This is a genomic window from Sphingobacterium sp. xlx-96 (genome assembly GCF_011007365.1).
GTDB classification, from domain to species: Bacteria; Bacteroidota; Bacteroidia; order Sphingobacteriales; family Sphingobacteriaceae; genus Sphingobacterium; species Sphingobacterium luzhongxinii.
This window is the reverse complement of the sequence record NZ_WFKM01000015.1, coordinates 23,188-43,213: the sequence shown is the minus strand read 5'-3', so window position 1 is coordinate 43,213 and position 20,026 is coordinate 23,188. Positions and strand designations below refer to the sequence as shown.

Annotated in this window: 18 protein-coding genes; 15 read left to right on the top strand and 3 right to left on the bottom strand. The window is 39.2% G+C overall.

Features of this window, described 5'->3' with window-relative positions; translation table 11 throughout:
• Positions 1 to 53: 53 nt before the first annotated feature.
• From G7B20_RS17835 to ftsZ, 6 genes are all read left to right on the top strand, one after another.
• Positions 54 to 1,247: an FtsW/RodA/SpoVE family cell cycle protein gene (locus tag G7B20_RS17835; RefSeq protein ID WP_164112779.1), complete on the top strand. Its 1,194-nt coding sequence runs from the start codon at positions 54 to 56 to the stop codon at positions 1,245 to 1,247.
• A gap of 102 nt (positions 1,248 to 1,349) precedes the next feature.
• On the top strand, positions 1,350 to 2,447 hold the full coding sequence (murG, locus tag G7B20_RS17830) for an undecaprenyldiphospho-muramoylpentapeptide beta-N-acetylglucosaminyltransferase (protein WP_164112778.1): 1,098 nt from the start codon (positions 1,350 to 1,352) through the stop codon (positions 2,445 to 2,447).
• A gap of 4 nt (positions 2,448 to 2,451) precedes the next feature.
• Entirely contained in the window at positions 2,452 to 3,804 is a 1,353-nt protein-coding gene (murC, locus tag G7B20_RS17825; RefSeq protein WP_164112777.1) for a UDP-N-acetylmuramate--L-alanine ligase, read from the top strand.
• Position 3,805: 1 nt separating this feature from the next.
• On the top strand, positions 3,806 to 4,624 hold the full coding sequence (locus G7B20_RS17820) for a cell division protein FtsQ/DivIB (RefSeq protein WP_164112776.1): 819 nt from the start codon (positions 3,806 to 3,808) through the stop codon (positions 4,622 to 4,624).
• 22 nt (positions 4,625 to 4,646) lie between these two features.
• Entirely contained in the window at positions 4,647 to 6,011 is a 1,365-nt protein-coding gene (gene ftsA / locus G7B20_RS17815; RefSeq protein ID WP_079644398.1) for a cell division protein FtsA, read from the top strand.
• A gap of 134 nt (positions 6,012 to 6,145) precedes the next feature.
• Positions 6,146 to 7,852 (top strand): cell division protein FtsZ, encoded by a 1,707-nt coding sequence (gene ftsZ / locus G7B20_RS17810; RefSeq protein ID WP_164112775.1) that lies wholly within the window; start codon positions 6,146 to 6,148, stop codon positions 7,850 to 7,852.
• 200 nt (positions 7,853 to 8,052) lie between these two features.
• On the opposite strand, the gene G7B20_RS17805 is transcribed toward ftsZ, so the two are convergent.
• Positions 8,053 to 8,694, bottom strand: a complete 642-nt coding sequence (locus G7B20_RS17805) for a response regulator transcription factor (RefSeq protein WP_079644395.1) — start codon at positions 8,692 to 8,694, stop codon at positions 8,053 to 8,055.
• A gap of 205 nt (positions 8,695 to 8,899) precedes the next feature.
• On the opposite strand from G7B20_RS17805, the gene mscL reads away from it, so the two are divergent.
• The 5 genes from mscL (at position 8,900) to tsaB (ending at position 11,005) form a co-directional block, all read left to right on the top strand.
• Positions 8,900 to 9,307: a large-conductance mechanosensitive channel protein MscL gene (mscL, locus tag G7B20_RS17800; protein WP_164112872.1), complete on the top strand. Its 408-nt coding sequence runs from the start codon at positions 8,900 to 8,902 to the stop codon at positions 9,305 to 9,307.
• Between the two features lie 136 nt (positions 9,308 to 9,443).
• Positions 9,444 to 9,602 carry a 50S ribosomal protein L34 gene (gene rpmH / locus G7B20_RS17795; RefSeq protein ID WP_079644391.1) on the top strand — a complete coding sequence of 53 codons (159 nt, stop codon included), beginning with the start codon at positions 9,444 to 9,446 and terminating at the stop codon, positions 9,600 to 9,602.
• A gap of 56 nt (positions 9,603 to 9,658) precedes the next feature.
• On the top strand, positions 9,659 to 10,048 hold the full coding sequence (gene rnpA / locus G7B20_RS17790) for a ribonuclease P protein component (protein WP_164112774.1): 390 nt from the start codon (positions 9,659 to 9,661) through the stop codon (positions 10,046 to 10,048).
• The gene (gene yidD, locus G7B20_RS17785) at positions 10,032 to 10,283 is read left to right on the top strand and encodes a membrane protein insertion efficiency factor YidD (protein WP_164112773.1); all 252 of its coding nucleotides are present in this window, start codon (positions 10,032 to 10,034) and stop codon (positions 10,281 to 10,283) included. Before rnpA ends, yidD begins: the two co-directional genes overlap by 17 nt.
• Positions 10,284 to 10,312: 29 nt before the next feature.
• Complete coding sequence (gene tsaB, locus G7B20_RS17780; protein WP_164112772.1) at positions 10,313 to 11,005, top strand: tRNA (adenosine(37)-N6)-threonylcarbamoyltransferase complex dimerization subunit type 1 TsaB; 693 nt, start codon at positions 10,313 to 10,315, stop codon at positions 11,003 to 11,005.
• Positions 11,006 to 11,015: 10 nt separating this feature from the next.
• Here tsaB and G7B20_RS17775 read toward each other — a convergent pair whose 3' ends face one another.
• Both G7B20_RS17775 and G7B20_RS17770 read right to left on the bottom strand, forming a co-directional pair.
• Positions 11,016 to 11,921: a CorA family divalent cation transporter gene (locus G7B20_RS17775; RefSeq protein WP_164112771.1), complete on the bottom strand. Its 906-nt coding sequence runs from the start codon at positions 11,919 to 11,921 to the stop codon at positions 11,016 to 11,018.
• Positions 11,922 to 12,103: 182 nt separating this feature from the next.
• A complete protein-coding gene (locus tag G7B20_RS17770; RefSeq protein WP_164112770.1) occupies positions 12,104 to 12,721 on the bottom strand; it encodes an OmpH family outer membrane protein in 618 nt (205 codons plus the stop codon).
• A gap of 271 nt (positions 12,722 to 12,992) precedes the next feature.
• On the opposite strand from G7B20_RS17770, the gene gyrB reads away from it, so the two are divergent.
• The 4 genes from gyrB to G7B20_RS17750 all read left to right on the top strand — a co-directional run bounded on the left by gyrB (position 12,993) and on the right by G7B20_RS17750 (position 20,026).
• Positions 12,993 to 14,951, top strand: coding sequence for a DNA topoisomerase (ATP-hydrolyzing) subunit B (gene gyrB / locus G7B20_RS17765; RefSeq protein WP_164112769.1), 1,959 nt, complete (start codon positions 12,993 to 12,995; stop codon positions 14,949 to 14,951).
• A gap of 152 nt (positions 14,952 to 15,103) precedes the next feature.
• Positions 15,104 to 15,907 carry a DNA-binding protein gene (locus G7B20_RS17760; RefSeq protein WP_164112768.1) on the top strand — a complete coding sequence of 268 codons (804 nt, stop codon included), beginning with the start codon at positions 15,104 to 15,106 and terminating at the stop codon, positions 15,905 to 15,907.
• A complete protein-coding gene (locus G7B20_RS17755; protein WP_164112767.1) occupies positions 15,897 to 17,945 on the top strand; it encodes a ComEA family DNA-binding protein in 2,049 nt (682 codons plus the stop codon). Before G7B20_RS17760 ends, G7B20_RS17755 begins: the two co-directional genes overlap by 11 nt.
• Positions 17,933 to 20,026, top strand: coding sequence for a ComEC/Rec2 family competence protein (locus G7B20_RS17750; protein ID WP_164112766.1), 2,094 nt, complete (start codon positions 17,933 to 17,935; stop codon positions 20,024 to 20,026). Before G7B20_RS17755 ends, G7B20_RS17750 begins: the two co-directional genes overlap by 13 nt.

The window sequence follows — 20,026 nt, the reverse complement described above, 5'->3', positions numbered from 1 at the left end:
AGCCAACTCGATAACAGGATCACTTCATAACTCGATAACAGAGGAAAAAAAGAATGGAACAAATATTTGCGAAACTAAAGGGAGATAAATGGATCTGGATTATCGTGATAATTCTATCAGGATGGTCTTTGCTTGCTGTTTATAGCTCTGTGGGTACACTTGCTTATAAAGAAGGTAAGGGGACCGAAATGTATTTGTTTAAGCATTTTTCGATCGTTGCAATTGGTTTGGTGTTGATGTATCTGTCTCACAAGTTGGATTATAAGTGGTACGCAGGGATTTCAAAGATTTTGATGGTAATAACAATTCCATTATTGTTGTATACGCTGGTTTTTGGTAGTTCGGTCAATGATGCTTCCCGTTGGGTTACCATACCTGTTATCAACCAAACATTCCAAACTTCTGATTTGGCAAAGTTGGCTTTGATTACATTTTTGGCTAGAATGCTTTCTAGAAAACAAGAAGAAATTAAGGATGTCAAGAAATCATTTGTTCCTATAATGGGAGCTGTATGTGCGGTGTTTGTATTGATCGCATGGGCCAACCTTTCAACGGCATTGATGCTGTTTGGTACAAGTGTGTTGCTGCTATTAATTGGTCGTATCTCTTTTAAGCAGATAGCATTGGTTACTGCGGGAGTGGGTGTGTTAGGATTAATCGTGATTTCGATAGGGCCTCGTAGGGCCACTTATTTTAGTCGTATCGAAGGCTTTTTTAAAACGGAAGAGGTGCATGAGAGTGGTGTTCCATTTCAGGAGGATAAAAACTATCAGGCAAATAATGCCAAGATTGCTATTGCTACAGGCGGGGTATTTGGTAAAGGCCCAGGAAATAGTGTGCAGCGTAATGTGTTGCCACATCCTTATTCGGATTTTATTTTTGCTATTATCATTGAAGAATATGGGACTATGGGAGGGGGGATCCTTCTGTTTCTGTATCTCGCGCTGATGTACCGATGTATCCGTATCGTGACGATGAGTCCCCGGGCATTTGGCGCTTTTTTGGCTGCCGGATTGGGGTTTAGCCTCACGATTCAGGCCTTAGCAAATATGGCTGTCGCGGTTGGTTTAGGTCCTGTGACAGGGGTTCCGCTTCCCTTGGTGAGTATGGGCGGTACTTCCATTTTATTCACATCGGTGGCATTAGGGATAATATTGTCCGTAAGTAGGAATATTGAAGAACTAAAAGGTAAAGAAGAATTGGACGAGGTGATAAAGCCCAAAAGGGTTGTTGTTGGGACGATTTGATTTTAAGTTAATAAGGTTAAAGAGTTAAGAGGTTAAAGAGTTAAGAGGTTATAAAGTTATAGGTATCTCAATACTCACATCTCAATACTAAATACTAACAAAATGGCAAATAAAGTAATTATCAGTGGTGGCGGTACAGGAGGACATATTTTTCCTGCGATAGCAATTGCTAATGCTTTGCGCCGTACACAACCCGATATTGAGATTCTATTTGTTGGGGCTGAGGGGAAAATGGAAATGGAGAAAGTGCCCGCAGCAGGTTATACGATAGTAGGTTTGAATATTCAAGGGTTTAACCGCTCGTCTTTATGGAAGAATTTGTCTTTACCATTTAAGATGGTGGATAGCATGTTGAAGGCAAGGAGGATTATCAAGGACTTTAAAGCAGATGTTGCTGTAGGTGTCGGCGGATATGCTTCAGGACCGTTGTTGATGATGGCAAATATGATGGGGGTGCCAACGTTGATCCAGGAACAGAATTCTTTTGCTGGAAAAACGAATAAGAGTCTAGGCAGGAAAGCTAAAAAAGTCTGTGTTGCATATGAAGGGATGGAGCAGTTTTTTGCAAAGGAAAAAGTGTTATTGACCGGAAATCCGATACGCCGCACTTCGGTGGATATTGAAGGAAAGAAAGGTGAGGCAATGGTTAGTTTCGGTCTTGAGGCTGGAAAGAAGACTATTTTAGTGACAGGAGGGAGTTTGGGGGCAGGTACGCTCAACGACTGTGTGAAAAATAATATCGACAAACTGAATGCCGCAGGTATTCAGGTGATCTGGCAATGTGGAGGGTATTATATCGATAAGCTGACTGCTGAGCTTGGCGGAAAACTGCCCAATAGTATCAAAATGTCTGCCTTTCTACAGAAGATGGATTACGCTTATGCCGCTGCTGATCTCATTATTGCGAGGGCAGGTGCGGGTACCATATCGGAGCTATGTGTTGTAGGTAAGCCTGTTATTTTGGTGCCGTCGCCTAATGTCGCAGAAGATCATCAGACTAAAAATGCCATGGCATTGGTCAACAAAGAAGCAGCATTGATGGTGAAAGACGCAGATGCCAAAACTGTTCTTATGGATAGAGCTATGGCATTATTGCAGGATGATGAGACTTGTCAAAGGTTGGCAACTCATATTAAAGCGTTGGCATTATTAGATGCAGATGAAGTAATAGCAAGAGAGGTGTTGAAATTAATTAAGTAGGAGTATGAATATTGATCAAATAAAAAGAGTTTACTTAATCGGTATAGGGGGAATCGGGATGAGTGGTTTGGCCCGTTATTTTCATAAGTTGGGGTGTGCGGTGAGTGGTTATGACAAGACGGAAACCGAATTGACAATAGCTCTGGTACAGGAGGGTATTCCTGTGATTTATACGGACGATGTGGAGTTGATTGATGCCGATCTTGTTGCTCCTTCAGAAGAGTCTTTGATTATATACACTCCGGCGGTACCTGCTGATTTGAAAATAAAGAATTATTTTCTGGACAAGGGGTTCGAACTTTTTAAGCGCTCGCAGGTGTTGGGTTTGATCAGTGCTAGTCGTTTTACGATCGGTGTTGCAGGGACACATGGAAAAACGACAACATCGACTATGATTGCTCATATTTTGAAAGATTCTGGGTATGACTGCTCTGCATTCTTAGGTGGTATAAGTTCAAACTATAATACAAATGTACTTTTTGGAGCTAATAATGTGGTGGTGGTTGAAGCTGATGAATACGATCGTTCCTTTTTGACATTACATCCTGATATTGCTATAGTGACTTCTGCAGATGCAGATCATTTAGATATTTACGGTGATGAATCGCATTTGATTACTTCGTTTGAGATGTACTTGAATAGAGTTGTTGAAGGAGGGAAGCGGGTTGTTAAGACAGGATTACCGTTTGTCGGTGATATCAGTTATTCAAAGGATGGTCCCGCGGATGTATATGCAAAAAATATACATGTTAAGGACGGACAGTTTTACTTTGACTATGTCGGTGCTGATGTGACGATTGAAAGTGTACTGTTGGGGATACCGGGACTTCATAATGTGGAAAATGCGGTCGCTGCGATAACAGTAGCGAGGTTGTTAAAGATAGATGATCAAAAGATTGTAGAAGCGTTGGCTAATTTTAAAGGGGCAAAGCGTCGTTTTGAATTTATTGTTAGAAATGAAAAGCACATATACATCGATGATTATGCACATCATCCCGAAGAATTGAGAGCTTTTTTGAGCTCGATGCGCAAGCTATATCCCGAAAAGAAATTGACCGTAGTTTTTCAACCTCATTTATTCACCCGCACCCGTGATTTTATAGACGGTTTCGCAGAAGTTTTAGGGATGGCAGATGAGTTGTTGCTGATGGAAATATACCCAGCGAGGGAGTTGCCAATTGAAGGAGTAACTTCTTCGTGGCTCCTCGATAAAGTTGATTTAGTAAATAAACGTGTAGTGAGCCCTCAAGAAGTGTTAACTATAGCACAAGAAGAACAACCGGAGTTACTGGTTACCGTTGGAGCAGGAGATATAGATAGATTGGTTAGGCCATTGAAAGATTTATTAGATAAGTAGTATGAGGAATATCAGATGGAGTGTAGTTTTTTATATTTTTTTAGGTCTAGTGACCTTTATTGGATTAGCTATGCTTATGAGTCTGGTAGTGGAAAAGGATCGGGTACAAGCTTGCAAAACATTGAAAGTTGTTGTTGAAGGTAAGGAAACATTTATTGATCAACACGATATTTCAAAGATGATCGATCAAAAATTTGGTGCTATTGTAGGAAAAGATCTAGGGATGATTAAGGTTGAACAGATCGAAAAGGAAATCGAAAAGCTTCCCTATGTGTCCAATGCAGAAGTGTACTCGGATATGGATGGTACTGTGCAGGTAAAGGTTCAGCAACGAGAGGTCGTGCTCCGTGTTATTAACAAGGCGGGACGAGAGTACTATATAGATCGGTCTGGGAGGAAAGTACCTGTCACCTTGAAATATGTACCGCATGTGATGGTAGCGAACGGTAATATCACGGAGGGATACAAACAACCTTTGGAGGGGATCGAGTCCAAATTGGTGCAGGACTTGGTGACGGTTGTTGATCATGTACGGGGAGACGAACTTTGGGAAAATCAAATCGTTCAAATATTTGTCAATGAGCAGCGGGATATCGAGTTGATACCCCGGGTCGGTAAAGAGGTTTTGGTGATCGGATCAGCAGACTCGTTGGGCTACAAATTGAGGCGGCTAGAAGCGTACTATAAAAATATCCTTCCCAAAGTAGGTAGTGATGCCTATGAGAAGGTGAACGTCAAATATGGCGGACAGATCATTTGCGAACGTAGGGGGGACTGGTTTATCGACAGTTTGCAAATGAAAATTAATATGAAGAATTAAAATACAGCATAATATACAGCATATGAAACCAAGAATTACAGAAATTGAAAGAGAGAATCCAATCGTCGTAGGATTGGATATCGGTACAACAAAGATTTGTGTTACTGTTGGAAGACGCAGTGGTTCGAATAAGATTGAGTTGTTGGGAGTTGGTAAAGCCGAATCAGCAGGTGTCAACCGTGGGGTAGTCGCTAATATTCAAAAGACGGTTTTCAGCATTAGAGAGGCGGTATCCTCTGCAGAAGGACAGTCTAATGTGGATATTAAAGTGGTGAATATTGGGATAGCAGGACAGCATATCAAGAGTATTCAACATCGTGGCATCTTGACCAAAAGCGATGATGATGAAATTGGAAGAATCGATGTGGAGCGTTTGATCTCGGATATGTACAAATTGGTACTTCCTCCGGGAGAAGAAATAATCCACGTATTACCTCAGGAGTTTACGATCGATAATGAACCAGGTATCAAAGAACCTATCGGTATGGCAGGACGTCGTATGGAAGCTAACTTTCATATCATCTCAGGCCGGGTGACAGATATCAAAAATATTAAGAAATGTGTTGATAACGCTGATTTAGAAGTTTCTTCGTTAGTGTTGGAGCCATTAGCATCTTCCGAGGCTGTATTGGATGATGAAGAAAAAATGGCCGGTGTTGTACTTGTTGATATCGGTGGGGGTACTACGGATGTGGCTATTTTCCACGAAGGTATTATCCGCCATACTGCTGTAATTCCATTAGGGGGTAATATTGTAACTGAAGATATCCGTCAAGGTTGTGCTGTACTTAGAAACCAGGCGGAACAGTTGAAAGTGAGATATGGATCAGCATTGGCTGATGAAAATAAAGAAAATGAAGTAATATGTGTACCTGGTATTCGTGGACGTGATTCAAAAGAGATTTCGGTCAAAAATCTAGCGTATATAATTCAGGCTCGTATGGAAGAAATCATCGAGCACGTGTATTACGAGATAAAATCTTCAGGTTACGAAGACAAATTAATTGCTGGTATTGTTATTACTGGTGGTGGAGCGCAATTGAAACATTTGGTTCAGTTGGTCGAGTATATCACCGGAATAGACTGTCGTATCGGTTACCCGAATGAATATCTTGCTAAAACAGATATGTTGAACAAGCAGACATTTGAGGAAATGAAAAGTCCAATGTATGCAACAAGTATCGGTCTTTTGATTAAAGGTATTCAGGTTATAGAGGACGAGGAGGCTGCACATCAAGAAATCGCAAGCAAGAAAACAGAAAGAACACCTGTGAAGGAGATCGCAGAAAAACAAAGTAAAAAGGAGAGTTGGTTTACTAAAATTATTTCTGAATTCATTAAGGATAATCAAGAGATTGATGACGATACTTTTATAGGTAAGAAATAATTTTCAACACAGGGTGGTTTTTTCCACAATTTAACAAATGTGGAAAACTGTTGTGGATATTTTGGTATTATTACATTCGAATTGTTGAGTTTGGTATTGATCGGTAGCTTGGCAGTTCATAAATATAGGATATTATGTCGATACAATTTGAAATGTTAAAGGAGCAATCATCTATAATCAAGGTTATAGGTGTTGGTGGTGGCGGTGGAAATGCCGTAAATCACATGTACAAGCAAGGGATTAGTGGTGTAGATTTTATTGTGTGCAACACAGATGCGCAAGCGTTGGAGTTGAGCCCAATTCCTAACAAAGTACAATTGGGAGCTAGTCTTACAGAAGGTATGGGTGCTGGTGCTGATCCTGATGTTGGGGAGAATTCTGCTATCGAAAGTATCGACGATATCAAAAGAATGCTTGGTGCCAACACTAAAATGTTGTTTATTACTGCCGGAATGGGTGGTGGCACAGGAACTGGGGCTAGTCCAGTACTTGCTAAAGCAGCAAAGGAAATGGGGATTCTGACGGTGGCGATTATTACAACTCCTTTTACATTTGAAGGTAAGAAACGTCGTTCCCAAGCGGAAGAAGGCTTGAATGAATTGCGCAAGTATGTAGATTCTTATCTTGTAATCTCAAATGACCGCCTTCGCGAGATTTTTGGTAATCTTACGATGACTGCGGCTTTTGCGAAAGCAGATGATATATTGACTACAGCAGCGAAAGGTATTGCTGAGATTATTACTATTCCTGGTTATGTCAACGTCGACTTTAAAGATGTGCGTACCGTTATGAATGATAGCGGGGTAGCAATCATGGGTAATCACGTTGCATCAGGCGAAGATAGAGCTATTAAAGCTGTAACGGGTGCATTAGCATCTCCACTGCTTAAGGATAATGAAATCGAAGGAGCGCGTTACATCTTGTTGAATATTACTTCTGGTAAGACCGAGGTGACCATGGATGAGGTTGCGATCGTTACTGATTTTATTCAAGAGAAAGCAGGATTGACTGCAGATTTAATTTGGGGTAATTGTATCGATGAGGCTCTAGAGGAAAATCTATCTGTAACTATTATTGCTACGGGATTTCAGACTTCAGAAGAGCGTATAAAAGAGAAAGAAAAAGAAAAGGTAGCGTTGCCTTTGACTCCTGAGTCATCAAGTTCTTTTGTTAAGCCTGTTTCTCAGAACCAGTTTGCGGAGAGAACGATCGAGTCAAGAGTGGATAATTATATAAAGCCAATGACTCCTACCAATGTGGTGGAGGAGAAGGTTACTGTTCCTCAAGCCGATTTATTTACGGCTCCGGTAAAGCCTACAGGTTTCACAAATTCTAATGTGCAGGCTGAACCTCAAGTTGTAAGACATACATTAGATGTGCAAGATGATTTTGTTGAAGAAAAGGAAGAGAATCATGGTTTTGAGTTAAAGACCTCGCCTTCAGTTTTCGAATTCAAGCTACCTACTGTATTTGATGCGTACGAGGAGAAGGTTGATGAGGAAGTGGAAAGTCAGGTAAATAATATAGTGAGTTCGAGCGCTGCACCAGCAACGAATGTCGCGAGCTCCACAGTTAGGGTTGAAGAAGAAGTGAATTTTGAAGATCAGCTTTTAAAAACTAAGGAACGTATATTGCGCCTTAAGGAGTTGAGCATGAAGCTTAAATCTTCAAACGGATTACAGGAGTTAGAAAATGAGCCGGCTTATAAAAGAAAGCAAAAAACGTTAGAAGATGTGCCTCATTCTGCTGATTCGCAAGTGTCTCGTTTTACCCTGTCATTTGACGAGGGTGTTACAGAGATTCGTTCAAACAATTCGTTTTTGCACGATAATGTAGATTAAGAAGATATTATATAAAAAAATCATATGCTGTGAAAACGGTCGACTAACTTAGTTAGTCGACCGTTTTTTATAAGGAAGGTGCTAGCTCTTTATTCTTGGCGCTTTAGATCGCTTTTACCGATGTTTTGGTAACGGTCTGTAAGTGTGTAGTGTTGTATCTGTAATTTAAATCGTATATAACAAACTGGTTCTGCCAGGTGTTAATCTTTGGCATGTAGCTTGAATAGTTCTATAAGGTCTGGGATGTTACTAACTGCCAGTTTTTCGAATATTCTACTTTTGTAAGTGCTCACTGTTGATGAGCTTAATGCTAAAAGATTCGATACCTCAAGGATACCATGACCTTCGATTAAGTGCTTAGCGACATCCATTTCTCTGTTGGACAGTTTGTTCAAAGGGTTGACACGATCTATAGATGACTTTGTACTTGTTAGTTTTTGGACGTATAAATCCTTTACTTCGTTGGACATGTACTTTCCGCGATCCTGGATGCTTTGAATGGCATTAGCGAGTTCTTCCATGGCTGTGTTTTTATTGAGGTATCCAGCTGCTCCGGCTTCTATATAGCGTAGCGCATATATATTTTCGTCATAGGAAGAAAAAACCAATATTTTGAGGTCATGTTGGAGATTAAGTATTTCACTGATAACCTTAATATTGTTGCCTCCAGGCATGTTGATGTCTAAAAGCAATAAGTCAAATTTTTCAAATTTCAGATGATCATAGACCTCTTTGATAGTGACTGCATTAGTTATAGAAATATCATTGAATTTTTCGTTAATCACTACGGCAGCCCCTAATCTAACTATGCTGTGGTCATCTGCGATGAGTATCTTTTTCATAAAGAGGGATGTATGTTTTATACTTTAGCAATTATTTTAGCACTGGCTTGAATAGGGTAATGCTAATGCAAACATACGAAATAATCATATATATACTCTGTTGTCTACATTAATTAATAATAAAAAAATCGGATTAGATTGAGGTAGTTTTGATTATTATCGTTATTATTGTTTGTATATTGGGAAACAAAATATTGATAAAATTATGGGCTTTTTAAAGGAGTTTAAAGAATTTGCTATGCGCGGTAGCGTATTAGATTTAGCTGTCGGTGTTGTAATCGGTGGTGCTTTCGGTAAAATTGTCACTTCTCTTGTTGATGATATCATTATGCCTCCTATAGGTTTTATTACAGGTGGTGTAGATTTTAGTAAATTGAAGTATGTTATTACAGAAGCCAATGCTGCTACCGGAGTTGAGGAAGTGGCTATTAAATACGGTAACTTTGCTAACGTAATTATTCAGTTCTTGATTATTGCATTTTGTATTTTCTTGGTTATTAAGGGGATAAATTCGCTTAATAAAAAGGAAGAGGCGGCACCTGCAGCGCCACCAGCACCAACTAAAGAAGAGACTTTGCTTACAGAGATTAGAGATATTCTAAAAAATAAATAGCCAGTCCATTCAAGGAGGTGTTGTGGTATAAACTTTTTGCTTTTAGTGCTTGATAGTTTAGAAATAATACAGTACTTTTGCATTCCTGTTTAAGGATAATTATTGGTTAGAATATAAAAAAATATAATAAAGCGTCATGAAAAGAACATTTCAGCCTTCGCAAAGAAAAAGAAGAAACAAACACGGCTTCAGAGAGCGTATGAGCACAGCTAATGGTAAACGAGTATTAGCTTCTCGTAGAGCTAAAGGAAGAAAACGTCTTACTGTTTCTGACGAGTACCGCCACAAAGGCTAGTCTTTTTTTTAGCGCCGGTGACTTTAACTGTGCCATTCGGCCTTTAACGTCATCGAATGAGAAAAACATTTAAAAAAGAAGAACGACTATGTAACAAAAGTTTATTAAGTAAGCTTTTTCATAGTGGTTCTTCTTTTGTTGTATACCCTTTTCGGGTTGTGTATATGGATATACCATTAGATCGTATTAAATCGCCTGTCAATGCGGTGATTTCCGTTTCTAAACGGAGATTTAAAGCCGCACATGATCGAAACCGGATTAAGCGTTTGATGCGTGAGGTATATCGTTTGCAAAAAGCGGATCTTTTGTATCCTTCTGTAAAGTTACGTTCCTCGGGCCTTTTGTTAGCAATTCAGTATGTTGGTAAGGAAGAAATGCCATTCGCAAAGATGATGGACAAGATGGAAAAGGCATTAAAGCAATTGGTTGATGAAGGTAATCAGTAAGATTGGTGCACTTGGTGTCAGGGTTTTGAAAGAAATCTTTTTGTTGATAATCCGATTGTATCAACTTCTAATTTCTCCATTGTTGGGTGCTAACTGTAGATATACACCGACCTGTTCGCAGTATGGTAAAGAAGCAATTATAAAGTATGGCCCTTTTAAAGGAGGATGGTTGGCGGTAAAGCGTATAGCTAGTTGCAATCCCTGGGGGGGGCATGGACATGATCCTGTTCCTTAAATTGATATATTTTCTGACTATATATTTCTATGAGTAACTACATATTACAAATTGATACCGCAACAGAAATCTGTTCGATCTCTATAAGTGCTGATGGTGTGCTTATAGGCGAATATGCCGTGGAAGAGGTGAATGTTCATGCTTCTATGTTGACCGTTTACATCGATCGGTTGCTGAAAGAGTTGTCGCTGGATTATAAAGATTTGTCTGCTGTGGCCGTAAGCAAGGGGCCAGGTTCCTACACTGGGCTACGTATTGGTGTGTCTACGGCAAAAGGGTTGTGTTATGCGCTTGACATCCCTCTGCTTGGAATAAACACATTGTATAGTATGTTTGAGGGTTATGCGACGCATTTTGGCTTAGCGGATGACTGTCTGTATGTTCCAATGTTGGATGCGCGACGTATGGAAGTTTATATGGCCATTTTTGACAGTTCAAGAAGCTGTATAAAGGACACTGCAGCTGTTATCGTTGATCAGGATACTTTTAATGCTTTTCCTCAAAAGAAGATTGTACTTTTTGGATCTGGAGCGAATAAACTAGGGGAACTGCTGAGCGACAGAAAGCATATAGCGATTGACGATCAGTATCGGCATTCGTCAACCTATCTTAGCAATATTGCTTTTCAGCGATTACAGCGTAAAGAGATTGAAGATCTGGTCTATTTTGAGCCGTTTTATCTTAAAGAGTTTGTTGCGACGGTATCCAAGAGGCTGATTTGATCCGCGTGACTTATAGCCATCGTTTTCTTTTAAACCAATAATAGATTAATACGGATAAGATTGCCATGGCAATCAGTATTCCTGCATATCCGTATTCCCATTCCAGTTCTGGCATGTGTTCGAAATTCATACCGTATACGCCCACAATAAATGTCAGTGGCATGAAGAACACTGATATAATCGTCAGTGTACGCATGATTTCGTTGGTATGATTGGATTCAATGTTGAAGTAGATATTCAACAACTGGGATGTGTTTTCTGACATATTTCTGAACAAAGTGTTGGTTCTCGAGAATGAATCTCTAAGGTCCTGTGTATATATGTTTTTGTATTCTGGCATATGGAAGTAATCGACAATATCCTTGTATAATGTCAAAACACTTCGGATTACGTCAATCTGTCTTTTGATGTAATATAGCTTCTTAAGGAAGGGTTTTCTTCTATGATGTAGAAATACAACCTCTTCATATTCGTCAAGTTGTAGCGCCATTTTTCCTAAAACAAGGTTTTCAAACGTTTTTAAGGCGTCCGAAACTAAACCATTAACGAGTGTCTTGCTGGACTGTAGTCTGCGATGGGATCTTTCGGTTGTCTTGATGCGTTCTAGGAAATCAATTTCATTGCGATGGACCGTGATGACGAAATTTTCATTGTAGAATAAAGATATTCGTTCGGTTACTTCTACTAAAGAGTCAGATTCTTCGTCAAACTTATTGGGGACTGAACGTATTATTAAGAAATGATAGTTTTCGAACTCCTCTATTTTGGGAAGGTGCCCGGTTTCGATACAATCCCGTATGGAAGCATCGTTTAGCTTGTACTTCTCTTTTAGTTCATGAAAGTCCTCGAGTTTAGGGTTGGATATATCTATCCATTCAAAGCTGCTTTCTGGATGTTGTAGGATGTATGTAACCATTTTAGGGTAAGACGCTTTTTTTTTCAAAATAATGATATTCATTTGAATTCGCAAAGTGGTCTTCAAATAAAAGGTTCATATTATGCCGTAACGAGTTAAAACGAATCAATAATGCGGGTACTTTCCAAAAAAAAGGGATTCAAGTATTTTGAATCCCTTTTGTCTAAACAAAAAGTTTAGTTTTATTTTTTATCTGCTGGTTTCTTTGTGTTGTATTCTTTGTTCAACGCCTCAACGACTTCCTTAGTGATGTCTAATTTTGAATCAGCGTAGATAACAGCAGGGTTTGTTTTCGAGTAGGTTAATACAAATTGATACCCTTTTTCTTCTGCGTGTTTCTTTAAGTACTCTGTAATAGCGTTGTAAACCGCATTAAATTCAGTGGCTTCGTCCTGGGCTAATGATTGTGAAGCATTTTGGTCAAGTCTGCCTAATTCGTCTTGCTTACGTGCTAATTTTTCCTCAGTAGCTTGTCTTTCAGATGCGCTCATCGTTGACGCTTTTTGTTGGTATTCTGCTACTTCGCGTTGAAAAGCTTGACCTTTAGACTGTAAATCAGTCTGCGCTTTCTTTACCTTAGCTTCTAATTTAGATTTTATGTCTTTAAAGTAAACATACTTTTCAGAAAGCGTGTCGGAATTTACATAGACAATTTTTTCTTGATTTTTGGATGTAGAAACCGCTGTGCTATCATTTTTTGTAGAGGTTGTATTCGGTGCATTTTGATTACAGGCTGTAACCGCCATTGCCAAGCCTAATCCTAAAGTAACTTTTGAAAAGTTTGCTAAAAATCTATTCATTCTTTTGTCTATTTTCAGTTTAAAAAACAAACCTACTATAAAAAAATTACAAATCCATCTTTTTAGTCGTTTTGTAAATAAAAAAGTGTTTTAAGCACTTGTTTTACGTTTGTTATTGCTTGCTTAAGTGCCTAATTTTTATTAACTTTGAGAGTTAATTTTTGTGCGTAGTGCTGTCTTCTTTTAGACCAATGGAAATGTTAGAAAATACTTCTTCTTTTGATTGTTAATGGTACTACTGTAAAGATTGTTTCTGTTTTTAATTTATTTCATGAGCGAAGAAAAAAAGAATCCTACAACGTATTCAGCAGATAATATTCAGGTATTAGAGGGATTGGAAGCTGTACGTAAACGCCCCTCCATGTACATCGGAGATACAGGGCCAAAAGGTTTACACCATTTAGTTTACGAGGTTGTTGACAACTCTATTGATGAGGCTGTTGCTGGTTACTGTAATGACATCTTTGTAACCATCCATAAGGATAACTCTATTTCTGTAAAGGATAATGGAAGAGGTATTCCTACGGGGATAAATAAGAAGGAAAATAAGTCTGCCTTAGAGTTGGTAATGACGGTACTTCATGCAGGTGGTAAGTTTGATAAGGATACTTATAAAGTGTCCGGAGGTCTTCATGGAGTGGGGGTGTCTTGTGTGAATGCACTGTCTATTCATTTGAAAGCGGAGGTACATCGGGAAGGTAAAGTATTCAATCAAGAGTATGAACGTGGTAAACCGATGTATGAGGTGAAAGAAGTGGGTACTTCTGATATAACCGGTACTATAGTTACTTTCAAGCCGGATGCAGAAATTTTTACGCAAACTACTATCTACAATTATGATACATTGGCGAATCGTCTCAGAGAGCTAGCCTTCTTAAATAAAGGTATTACATTGACTTTATTGGATGAGCGTGAAACGAATGAAGACGGTTCAGAAAAGAAAGATGTGTTTCTATCAGAAGGCGGACTTCAAGAGTTTGTTAAGTTTTTGGACGGAAATAGGCATGCATTGATCCCTACACCGATTTATTTGGAGGGGGTAAAACAAGGTATTCCGGTAGAGCTTTCATTTCAATATAATGATACATACTCGGAAAACGTACACTCCTATGTCAATAATATTAATACGATAGAAGGGGGCACACATGTGGCTGGTTTTCGTAGAGGTTTGACTAGAGTATTGAAGAAATATGCCGATGAATCGGGACTGTTAAAAAATTCAAAGGTCGAAGTTACTGGAGATGATTTTCGTGAAGGATTGACAGCAGTTATATCTGTGAAAGTTGCAGAGCCTCAATTTGAAGGGCAGACTAAGACGAAGTTAGGAAATACAGAGGTAATGGGCGCTGTGGATGTCGCTGTCGGAGAGATTTTGGGAGGCTATCTGGAGGAGAATCCAAAGGAAGCGAAAATTATTGTTCAAAAGGTAATTATAGCAGCTCAGGCTAGAGCTGCAGCACGTAAAGCTCGAGAACTTGTACAGCGTAAGACTGTAATGAGTGGCTCAGGTTTGCCCGGTAAGCTTGCCGACTGTTCAAGTAATGATCCATCGGTATGTGAGATATTTTTTGTCGAGGGAGATTCTGCAGGCGGTACGGCCAAACAGGGTCGTGATCGTAATAATCAAGCCATTATGCCACTTCGTGGTAAGATCTTGAATGTGGAGAAGGCGATGGAACACAAGATCTACGAGAACGAAGAGATCAAAAACATGTTTACAGCCTTGGGTGTTTCTGTGGGTACAGAAGAAGATCCTAAAGCATTGAACCTGACAAAGCTTAGATATCATAAGATTATCATCATGACGGATGCGGATGTCGACGGTAGCCATATTGCTACTTTGATATTGACTTTCTATTTCCGTTACATGCGTGAACTGATCGAAAAAGGATACATTTATATCGCAACTCCTCCTTTGTATTTGGTTAAGAAAGGTAAGGACTTTGAGTATGCTTGGAATGAAGATCAACGTCTTGCAGCTATACAACGCTTGAAAGGAGCAGGAAAAGAAGATTCAGTTCATGTACAGCGTTATAAAGGTCTCGGTGAGATGAATGCTGAGCAGCTTTGGGACACGACAATGAACCCGGAACACCGTACATTACGTCAAGTTACAATTGAAAATGCAGCAGAGTCTGATCGTGTATTCTCGATGTTGATGGGAGACGAAGTAGCTCCCCGAAGAGAGTTTATCGAAAGAAATGCGAGATATGCTAGGATCGATATCTAGTAGGTCTATAATGTTATTTTGGAAGCCAGGTAGTTTAACTATCTGGCTTTTTTGTATCATGTTTTTTACTCCTCGAAGATAAAATATGATTCATTTGTTTTTTCTATTTTATTTATTTTTTATTAATTTAGTGAAAATCAATAACTTAAATTATGCGTACAGGTGTGGTAATCTTCCTGTTATTGCTAGAGCTACCAATTTATGCACAGGAATTTTTTGCAGCTCCATTACAAGGTATGGGCAACACGGGGTTAGCTCTGCCCTCTGTCTATAATCTTACAGTTAATGCATCAGGGCTTTCGAGGTTAGCAAATGCTCAGGTAGCGGTTGCTTATCAACCTCATTTTTTAACCAATGATATACAAGCTCAGGCTTTCTTTTCGGTTGTGCCAATTAAAAAGAAAAATGTAATTGGTGTAGCTATTAATAATTATGGACTTAGGGGGACGTCTTCGTTGTTAACTTTGCGTGCTATCTATGCTCGTGCTTTTGGCAATTTTATTTCCACTTCACTATCAGTCAATTATCATCAATATCAGGTAAAAGGATATGGGGGAGATCAAACATTTTCTTTAGATCTTGGATTCCATTTTACAATTAGTGAAATGTTGGCTATTGGTGTGTTATTGCGTAATGTCTCTTCTTCTAGTTTTGAAGATACTATTGATCAGCATATCGCTCAGGAAGGTGGGCTAGGGTTATTGTATCGCTTTTCTAAAGAATTACTTGTAACTGCAGATGTTTATTACAATACAACACAAGCAATGGATGCTAGAGCGGGTTTGGCGTATGACATAGATCGATTATTCGTATTACGGGCGGGGGTGACCGCAAAGCCTATGCAGTATTTTGCTGGCGTGGGAATAACGCTCGGAAAGTTGATTTTCGATATTTCGTCTTCTTTTCATGCACGGATAGGATATTCTCCTCAAATAGCGCTGAATTATGGCTTTTAGATCGTTAATGACAATGTTCTTTCTAACTGTAGGGCCTTCTCTATCATTTGCGCAAGAGGAAGAACGCATAGATGAGTTGCTTTTGGAGCAGATCCAAGAGGAGTTGGGGGAGGATGTTGATGTCAGTGAAATCTCTGAAAAATTGCACCATTATTTAAAAAATCCTCTAGATCTTAATACGGTTAGCGAATCTGAACTTGGTGATATCTTCTTTCTCTCACCGCAACAGATTCAAAATTTGATTGACCATCGCAATTCGGCAGGACCGTTTCTCAGCATACTCGAACTGCAGGCTGTTAAAGGTTTTGATATCCAGTTGATTGAGCGAATTATTCCATTTGTGCGCGTAGCCCCAGTAAGTTCACTGAGGGGATTATCGTTCAAAACTATAATGGATAAGGATGAAAGTATGCTGATGGTACGTTACGGGCGTAACCTAGAATCTACAGCTGGGTATCAAAACAATGAAGAGTATCGGTCGAGGTATCTGGGAGATCCCAATAAATATGCTTTGCGTTATCGATGGAGATACAATAATCAAATTCGGGTAGCGGTCAATATGGAAAAGGATGCAGGAGAACCATTCTTTCAAAAGAAGCAGCGGTATGGCTTTGATTTTTATTCGGGTCATATAGAGATAAGGGCTTTAAATAAATATGTAAAAAACTTAGTTCTTGGAGACTATGCTTTACAATTTGGCCAAGGGCTCGTATCATGGAATGGACTAAGTTTTGGAAAGGGAGCTTGGATAGGCAGTGTGGCACGACAGGGGAGGGGATTGGTTCCCTATTCATCAATGAATGAGAATAATTTTCAAAGAGGGGTAGCTGCTTCGATCGAGATAGGGGCTGTGGAATGGATACCCTTTATAGCTTACAATAAGTTGTCGGGAAAAGTAGAAGACTTTGACGGTGACTGGATTATTTCCAGTATCAATGTATCTGGACTACATCGGACGGAGAACGAACAGTCTTACCGAAAAACTGTAGGAAAAGCGGTTTATGGGAGCAGTTTTAAGTATAAGTATAAGAGATTAAGGACAGGTTTCACTTATATGGGGGCTACGTATGATGGGACAAGAAGAAGGGGAGGAGATCTTCGCCAAAAGTTCGATTTTGAAGGGAGAAGTCTTCATGTTGTAGGTGGGCATTACAATTATTCGTTTCGAAACTATTATTTTTTTGGTGAAACCGCATTTAGCTTTCCAGGGGGATGGGCTACAAATAATGGTGTAATAGCCAGTGTGCATTCTAAGCTTTCTCTATTTGCTAACTATAGAAATTATCGCCGTGATTTCCATACGATTTATGGACAATCTTTAGGAGAGGGAAGCCAGTTGGCAAATGAGAAGGGCATATATACAGGATTGGTTTACCACCCGAGTAGAAAAATAGAATGGACGAACTATATTGATTTATTTCAGTTCCCATGGTTACGATACCGTGTGGATGCGCCCAGTTCTGGTGTCGATTTCCTAAGCCAATTTACATATACATGGTACAAAATAGGGAAGTTGACATTCCGGTATCGCTACCGTATGAAGCAAGAGAATACGCTCGTGGCAAATCGAAATACCAATCTATTGGCAGATGTAAACAGACGTCAATTTCGGATTGATTTTCAGTATAAACTGAGTAACACTTGGCGTATACGCACGCGGGCTGAGATCATGAGGTTTGAGAAGGAAAGTACGAATAGAAGTGATGGATTACTGTGTTATCAAGATGCTTTCTGGCAAATTAGAAAACCCCAGTTACAGTTTAATATACGTCTAGCATATTTTGATACAGACGATTACAATTCACGTATATATGCTTATGAAAATGATGTGTTGTATGCATCTGGTTTTCCAATGTATTATGACAAGGGCATCCGCTACTATTTCAATATCCGCTATAAAATAAAAAGAAATTTGGATATATGGACGCGGTATGCATTGACTTATTATTTCCAAAGAGAGACGATTGGTTCTGGCTTGGATCTAATTGAAGGGGCTAAGAAAACCGATTTAAAGGTGCAGATAAGATGGCAATGGTAAAGCAGAATATCCTAGCACTGCACTTTGGGAAAACCCCTATGGCAAAACCATTGTTGGCATTTTTACCGGGTATATGTGTTGGATATTATACCACAGCTTCCCAGTATTCATTTTGGGACGAGTTGCTACTTATCTTAACTGTTTTACAATTGGTTGGTTTTGTTAATCGAAAGAAGTTTTGGGGAAGACTCCTATTTCCTTTAAATTTTTATCTGTTATGGACTGTGTTGGGAATATGGACTACGGTACACACAATGCCTTCTTACCAAGCTACGCATTTTTCAACTTTTGAATCCGAGAGTCTTTTTATCGTAGTCAAAGATGAGCCTCATCTTAAAGGAGGGTATATTCGTTTCCCTGCCGATGTGAAGGCCGCTGTTCAGAAAGGGAAATTACATCGAAGCACAGGAAAGTTAATGGTAACACTGCAGTTGGATACAGCCAAGAGGAAAAAGCTGCGTTATGGTGATTTATTGCAAATAGAAAATCTAATACAAACAATAAAACCGCCGGCGAATCCCAAAGAGTTTGATTATAAAACACACCTCCGAAGTAAAGATATACAGCAACAGTGTTTTCTTTCTGCAGATCAAATTGTAAAAGTTGATTCGCAGCAAGGTAACCCAATTGTAGAGCGAGCCTTATTATTTCGGGAGCAGATGCTACACAAGTTTGCAACGAATATCAAGGATAGTAATTCAATGCAGCTGGCTATGGCTCTTATTTTTGGTTACCGATCTCAGATAGACATCGATACTATTAATGTATTTCGGAACACCGGCACGGTGCATATTTTGAGTGTATCTGGTCTGCATGTAGGATTAGTTTTTGCACTTCTTACACTGTTGTTAAAATGGATGAATCGACTTTTTTGGGGACGGTATTTACGCAGTATTGTTGTTTTAACGGCTGTATGGTTTTATGTGATTCTTACGGGAATGAGTCCGCCTATTCTTCGGGCCGGAATTATGATTACTTTTTTTATCGTATCGACAGGTGTGAACAGAATCCAGGTGCCATTAAACACATTGTTTGCATCGGCACTATTTATCTTAATTTTTTCACCGAAGAGCTTATTCGATGTCGGATTCCAATTGTCCTACTTCGCTGTGTTGGGAATATTGATACTTTATCCTTTGTTTAAATCTTTCTATCATCCGAAACGGCGCGTGGTTGCGGGGATTGTTGATTATCTTTATATTTCCGTTGCTGCCCAGCTATTTACCTTGCCATTGATACTTTATTATTTTGGACAATTCCCAACCTATTTTATACCTGCTAATCTATTTATCGCTATCCCCAGTACCGCAATAATGTATTTGGGGATATTGCTGGCTCTGTCTCCGTTTTCAATCGTAAGCGATTATGCTGGGCAGGCTTTAGATGGCTTACTTTATGTCGCCGTAGAGGGGTTGGGGTATATAGAGCGACTTCCTGGCGCAGTTTTGCAGGGAATTATATGGAATGAAATTCAAGTTGTTTTGTTTTTTTTTGTTCTATTTGCTACTTTATGGGCCTGGAATTTTAGAGAGAAAAAAGCAGTATTCTTTAGTTTGTATTGCTTAGTGAGTTTCTTTGTTTACACCAATGTGTTGTATGTCAAAAGAAGAAGTTTTAGTAGTTATCGTGTATATAATGTCCGTTCGGAAGTTGCTATTGCCTATATTGAGAAAGGAAAAGTAGTATTGTATAGTACATTTGATTCGTTGAGGCACAAAAGCAACGTTTATTCGGTTTTACCAGATCTCAAACAGTTTGCTGATGAGCATGCGATAACATTCGTAAAACTTCCTGAAGCCGATAGGGCTAATTATACGCTCTCACTGGGAAAAAGAAAGATACTTGTCTTAGAAAGAGAATTGCGCGATACGGTAGTGGATGTGGATATTGTGCTGTGGCGTAAAAATAACAGAAGTACATTAGAATACATGATAAATAGAAACATCCAGACTCCTATGATACTGGTCGATGGCAGTAATTCGGATAAGACCCTAGCAACTATTCAGCTTCGGAATGATATTGTTAGGGAACAGTTGTATATTCTGAAAAATAATTTTGCTTATGTTTGGGATGAGGAATAA

Coding starts and splice junctions, on each gene's coding strand:
- yidD (WP_164112773.1), top strand. CDS start 10,032: ATGAAGGTAATCAGTAAGATTGGTGCACTTGGTGTCAGGGTTTTGAAA.
- G7B20_RS17755 (WP_164112767.1), top strand. CDS start 15,897: ATGGCTTTTAGATCGTTAATGACAATGTTCTTTCTAACTGTAGGGCCT.
- G7B20_RS17820 (WP_164112776.1), top strand. CDS start 3,806: ATGAGGAATATCAGATGGAGTGTAGTTTTTTATATTTTTTTAGGTCTA.
- G7B20_RS17775 (WP_164112771.1), bottom strand. CDS start 11,921: ATGGTTACATACATCCTACAACATCCAGAAAGCAGCTTTGAATGGATA.
- rnpA (WP_164112774.1), top strand. CDS start 9,659: ATGAGAAAAACATTTAAAAAAGAAGAACGACTATGTAACAAAAGTTTA.
- G7B20_RS17835 (WP_164112779.1), top strand. CDS start 54: ATGGAACAAATATTTGCGAAACTAAAGGGAGATAAATGGATCTGGATT.
- tsaB (WP_164112772.1), top strand. CDS start 10,313: ATGAGTAACTACATATTACAAATTGATACCGCAACAGAAATCTGTTCG.
- G7B20_RS17750 (WP_164112766.1), top strand. CDS start 17,933: ATGGCAATGGTAAAGCAGAATATCCTAGCACTGCACTTTGGGAAAACC.
- mscL (WP_164112872.1), top strand. CDS start 8,900: ATGGGCTTTTTAAAGGAGTTTAAAGAATTTGCTATGCGCGGTAGCGTA.
- rpmH (WP_079644391.1), top strand. CDS start 9,444: ATGAAAAGAACATTTCAGCCTTCGCAAAGAAAAAGAAGAAACAAACAC.
- gyrB (WP_164112769.1), top strand. CDS start 12,993: ATGAGCGAAGAAAAAAAGAATCCTACAACGTATTCAGCAGATAATATT.
- murG (WP_164112778.1), top strand. CDS start 1,350: ATGGCAAATAAAGTAATTATCAGTGGTGGCGGTACAGGAGGACATATT.
- murC (WP_164112777.1), top strand. CDS start 2,452: ATGAATATTGATCAAATAAAAAGAGTTTACTTAATCGGTATAGGGGGA.
- ftsA (WP_079644398.1), top strand. CDS start 4,647: ATGAAACCAAGAATTACAGAAATTGAAAGAGAGAATCCAATCGTCGTA.
- G7B20_RS17760 (WP_164112768.1), top strand. CDS start 15,104: ATGCGTACAGGTGTGGTAATCTTCCTGTTATTGCTAGAGCTACCAATT.
- ftsZ (WP_164112775.1), top strand. CDS start 6,146: ATGTCGATACAATTTGAAATGTTAAAGGAGCAATCATCTATAATCAAG.
- G7B20_RS17770 (WP_164112770.1), bottom strand. CDS start 12,721: ATGAATAGATTTTTAGCAAACTTTTCAAAAGTTACTTTAGGATTAGGC.
- G7B20_RS17805 (WP_079644395.1), bottom strand. CDS start 8,694: ATGAAAAAGATACTCATCGCAGATGACCACAGCATAGTTAGATTAGGG.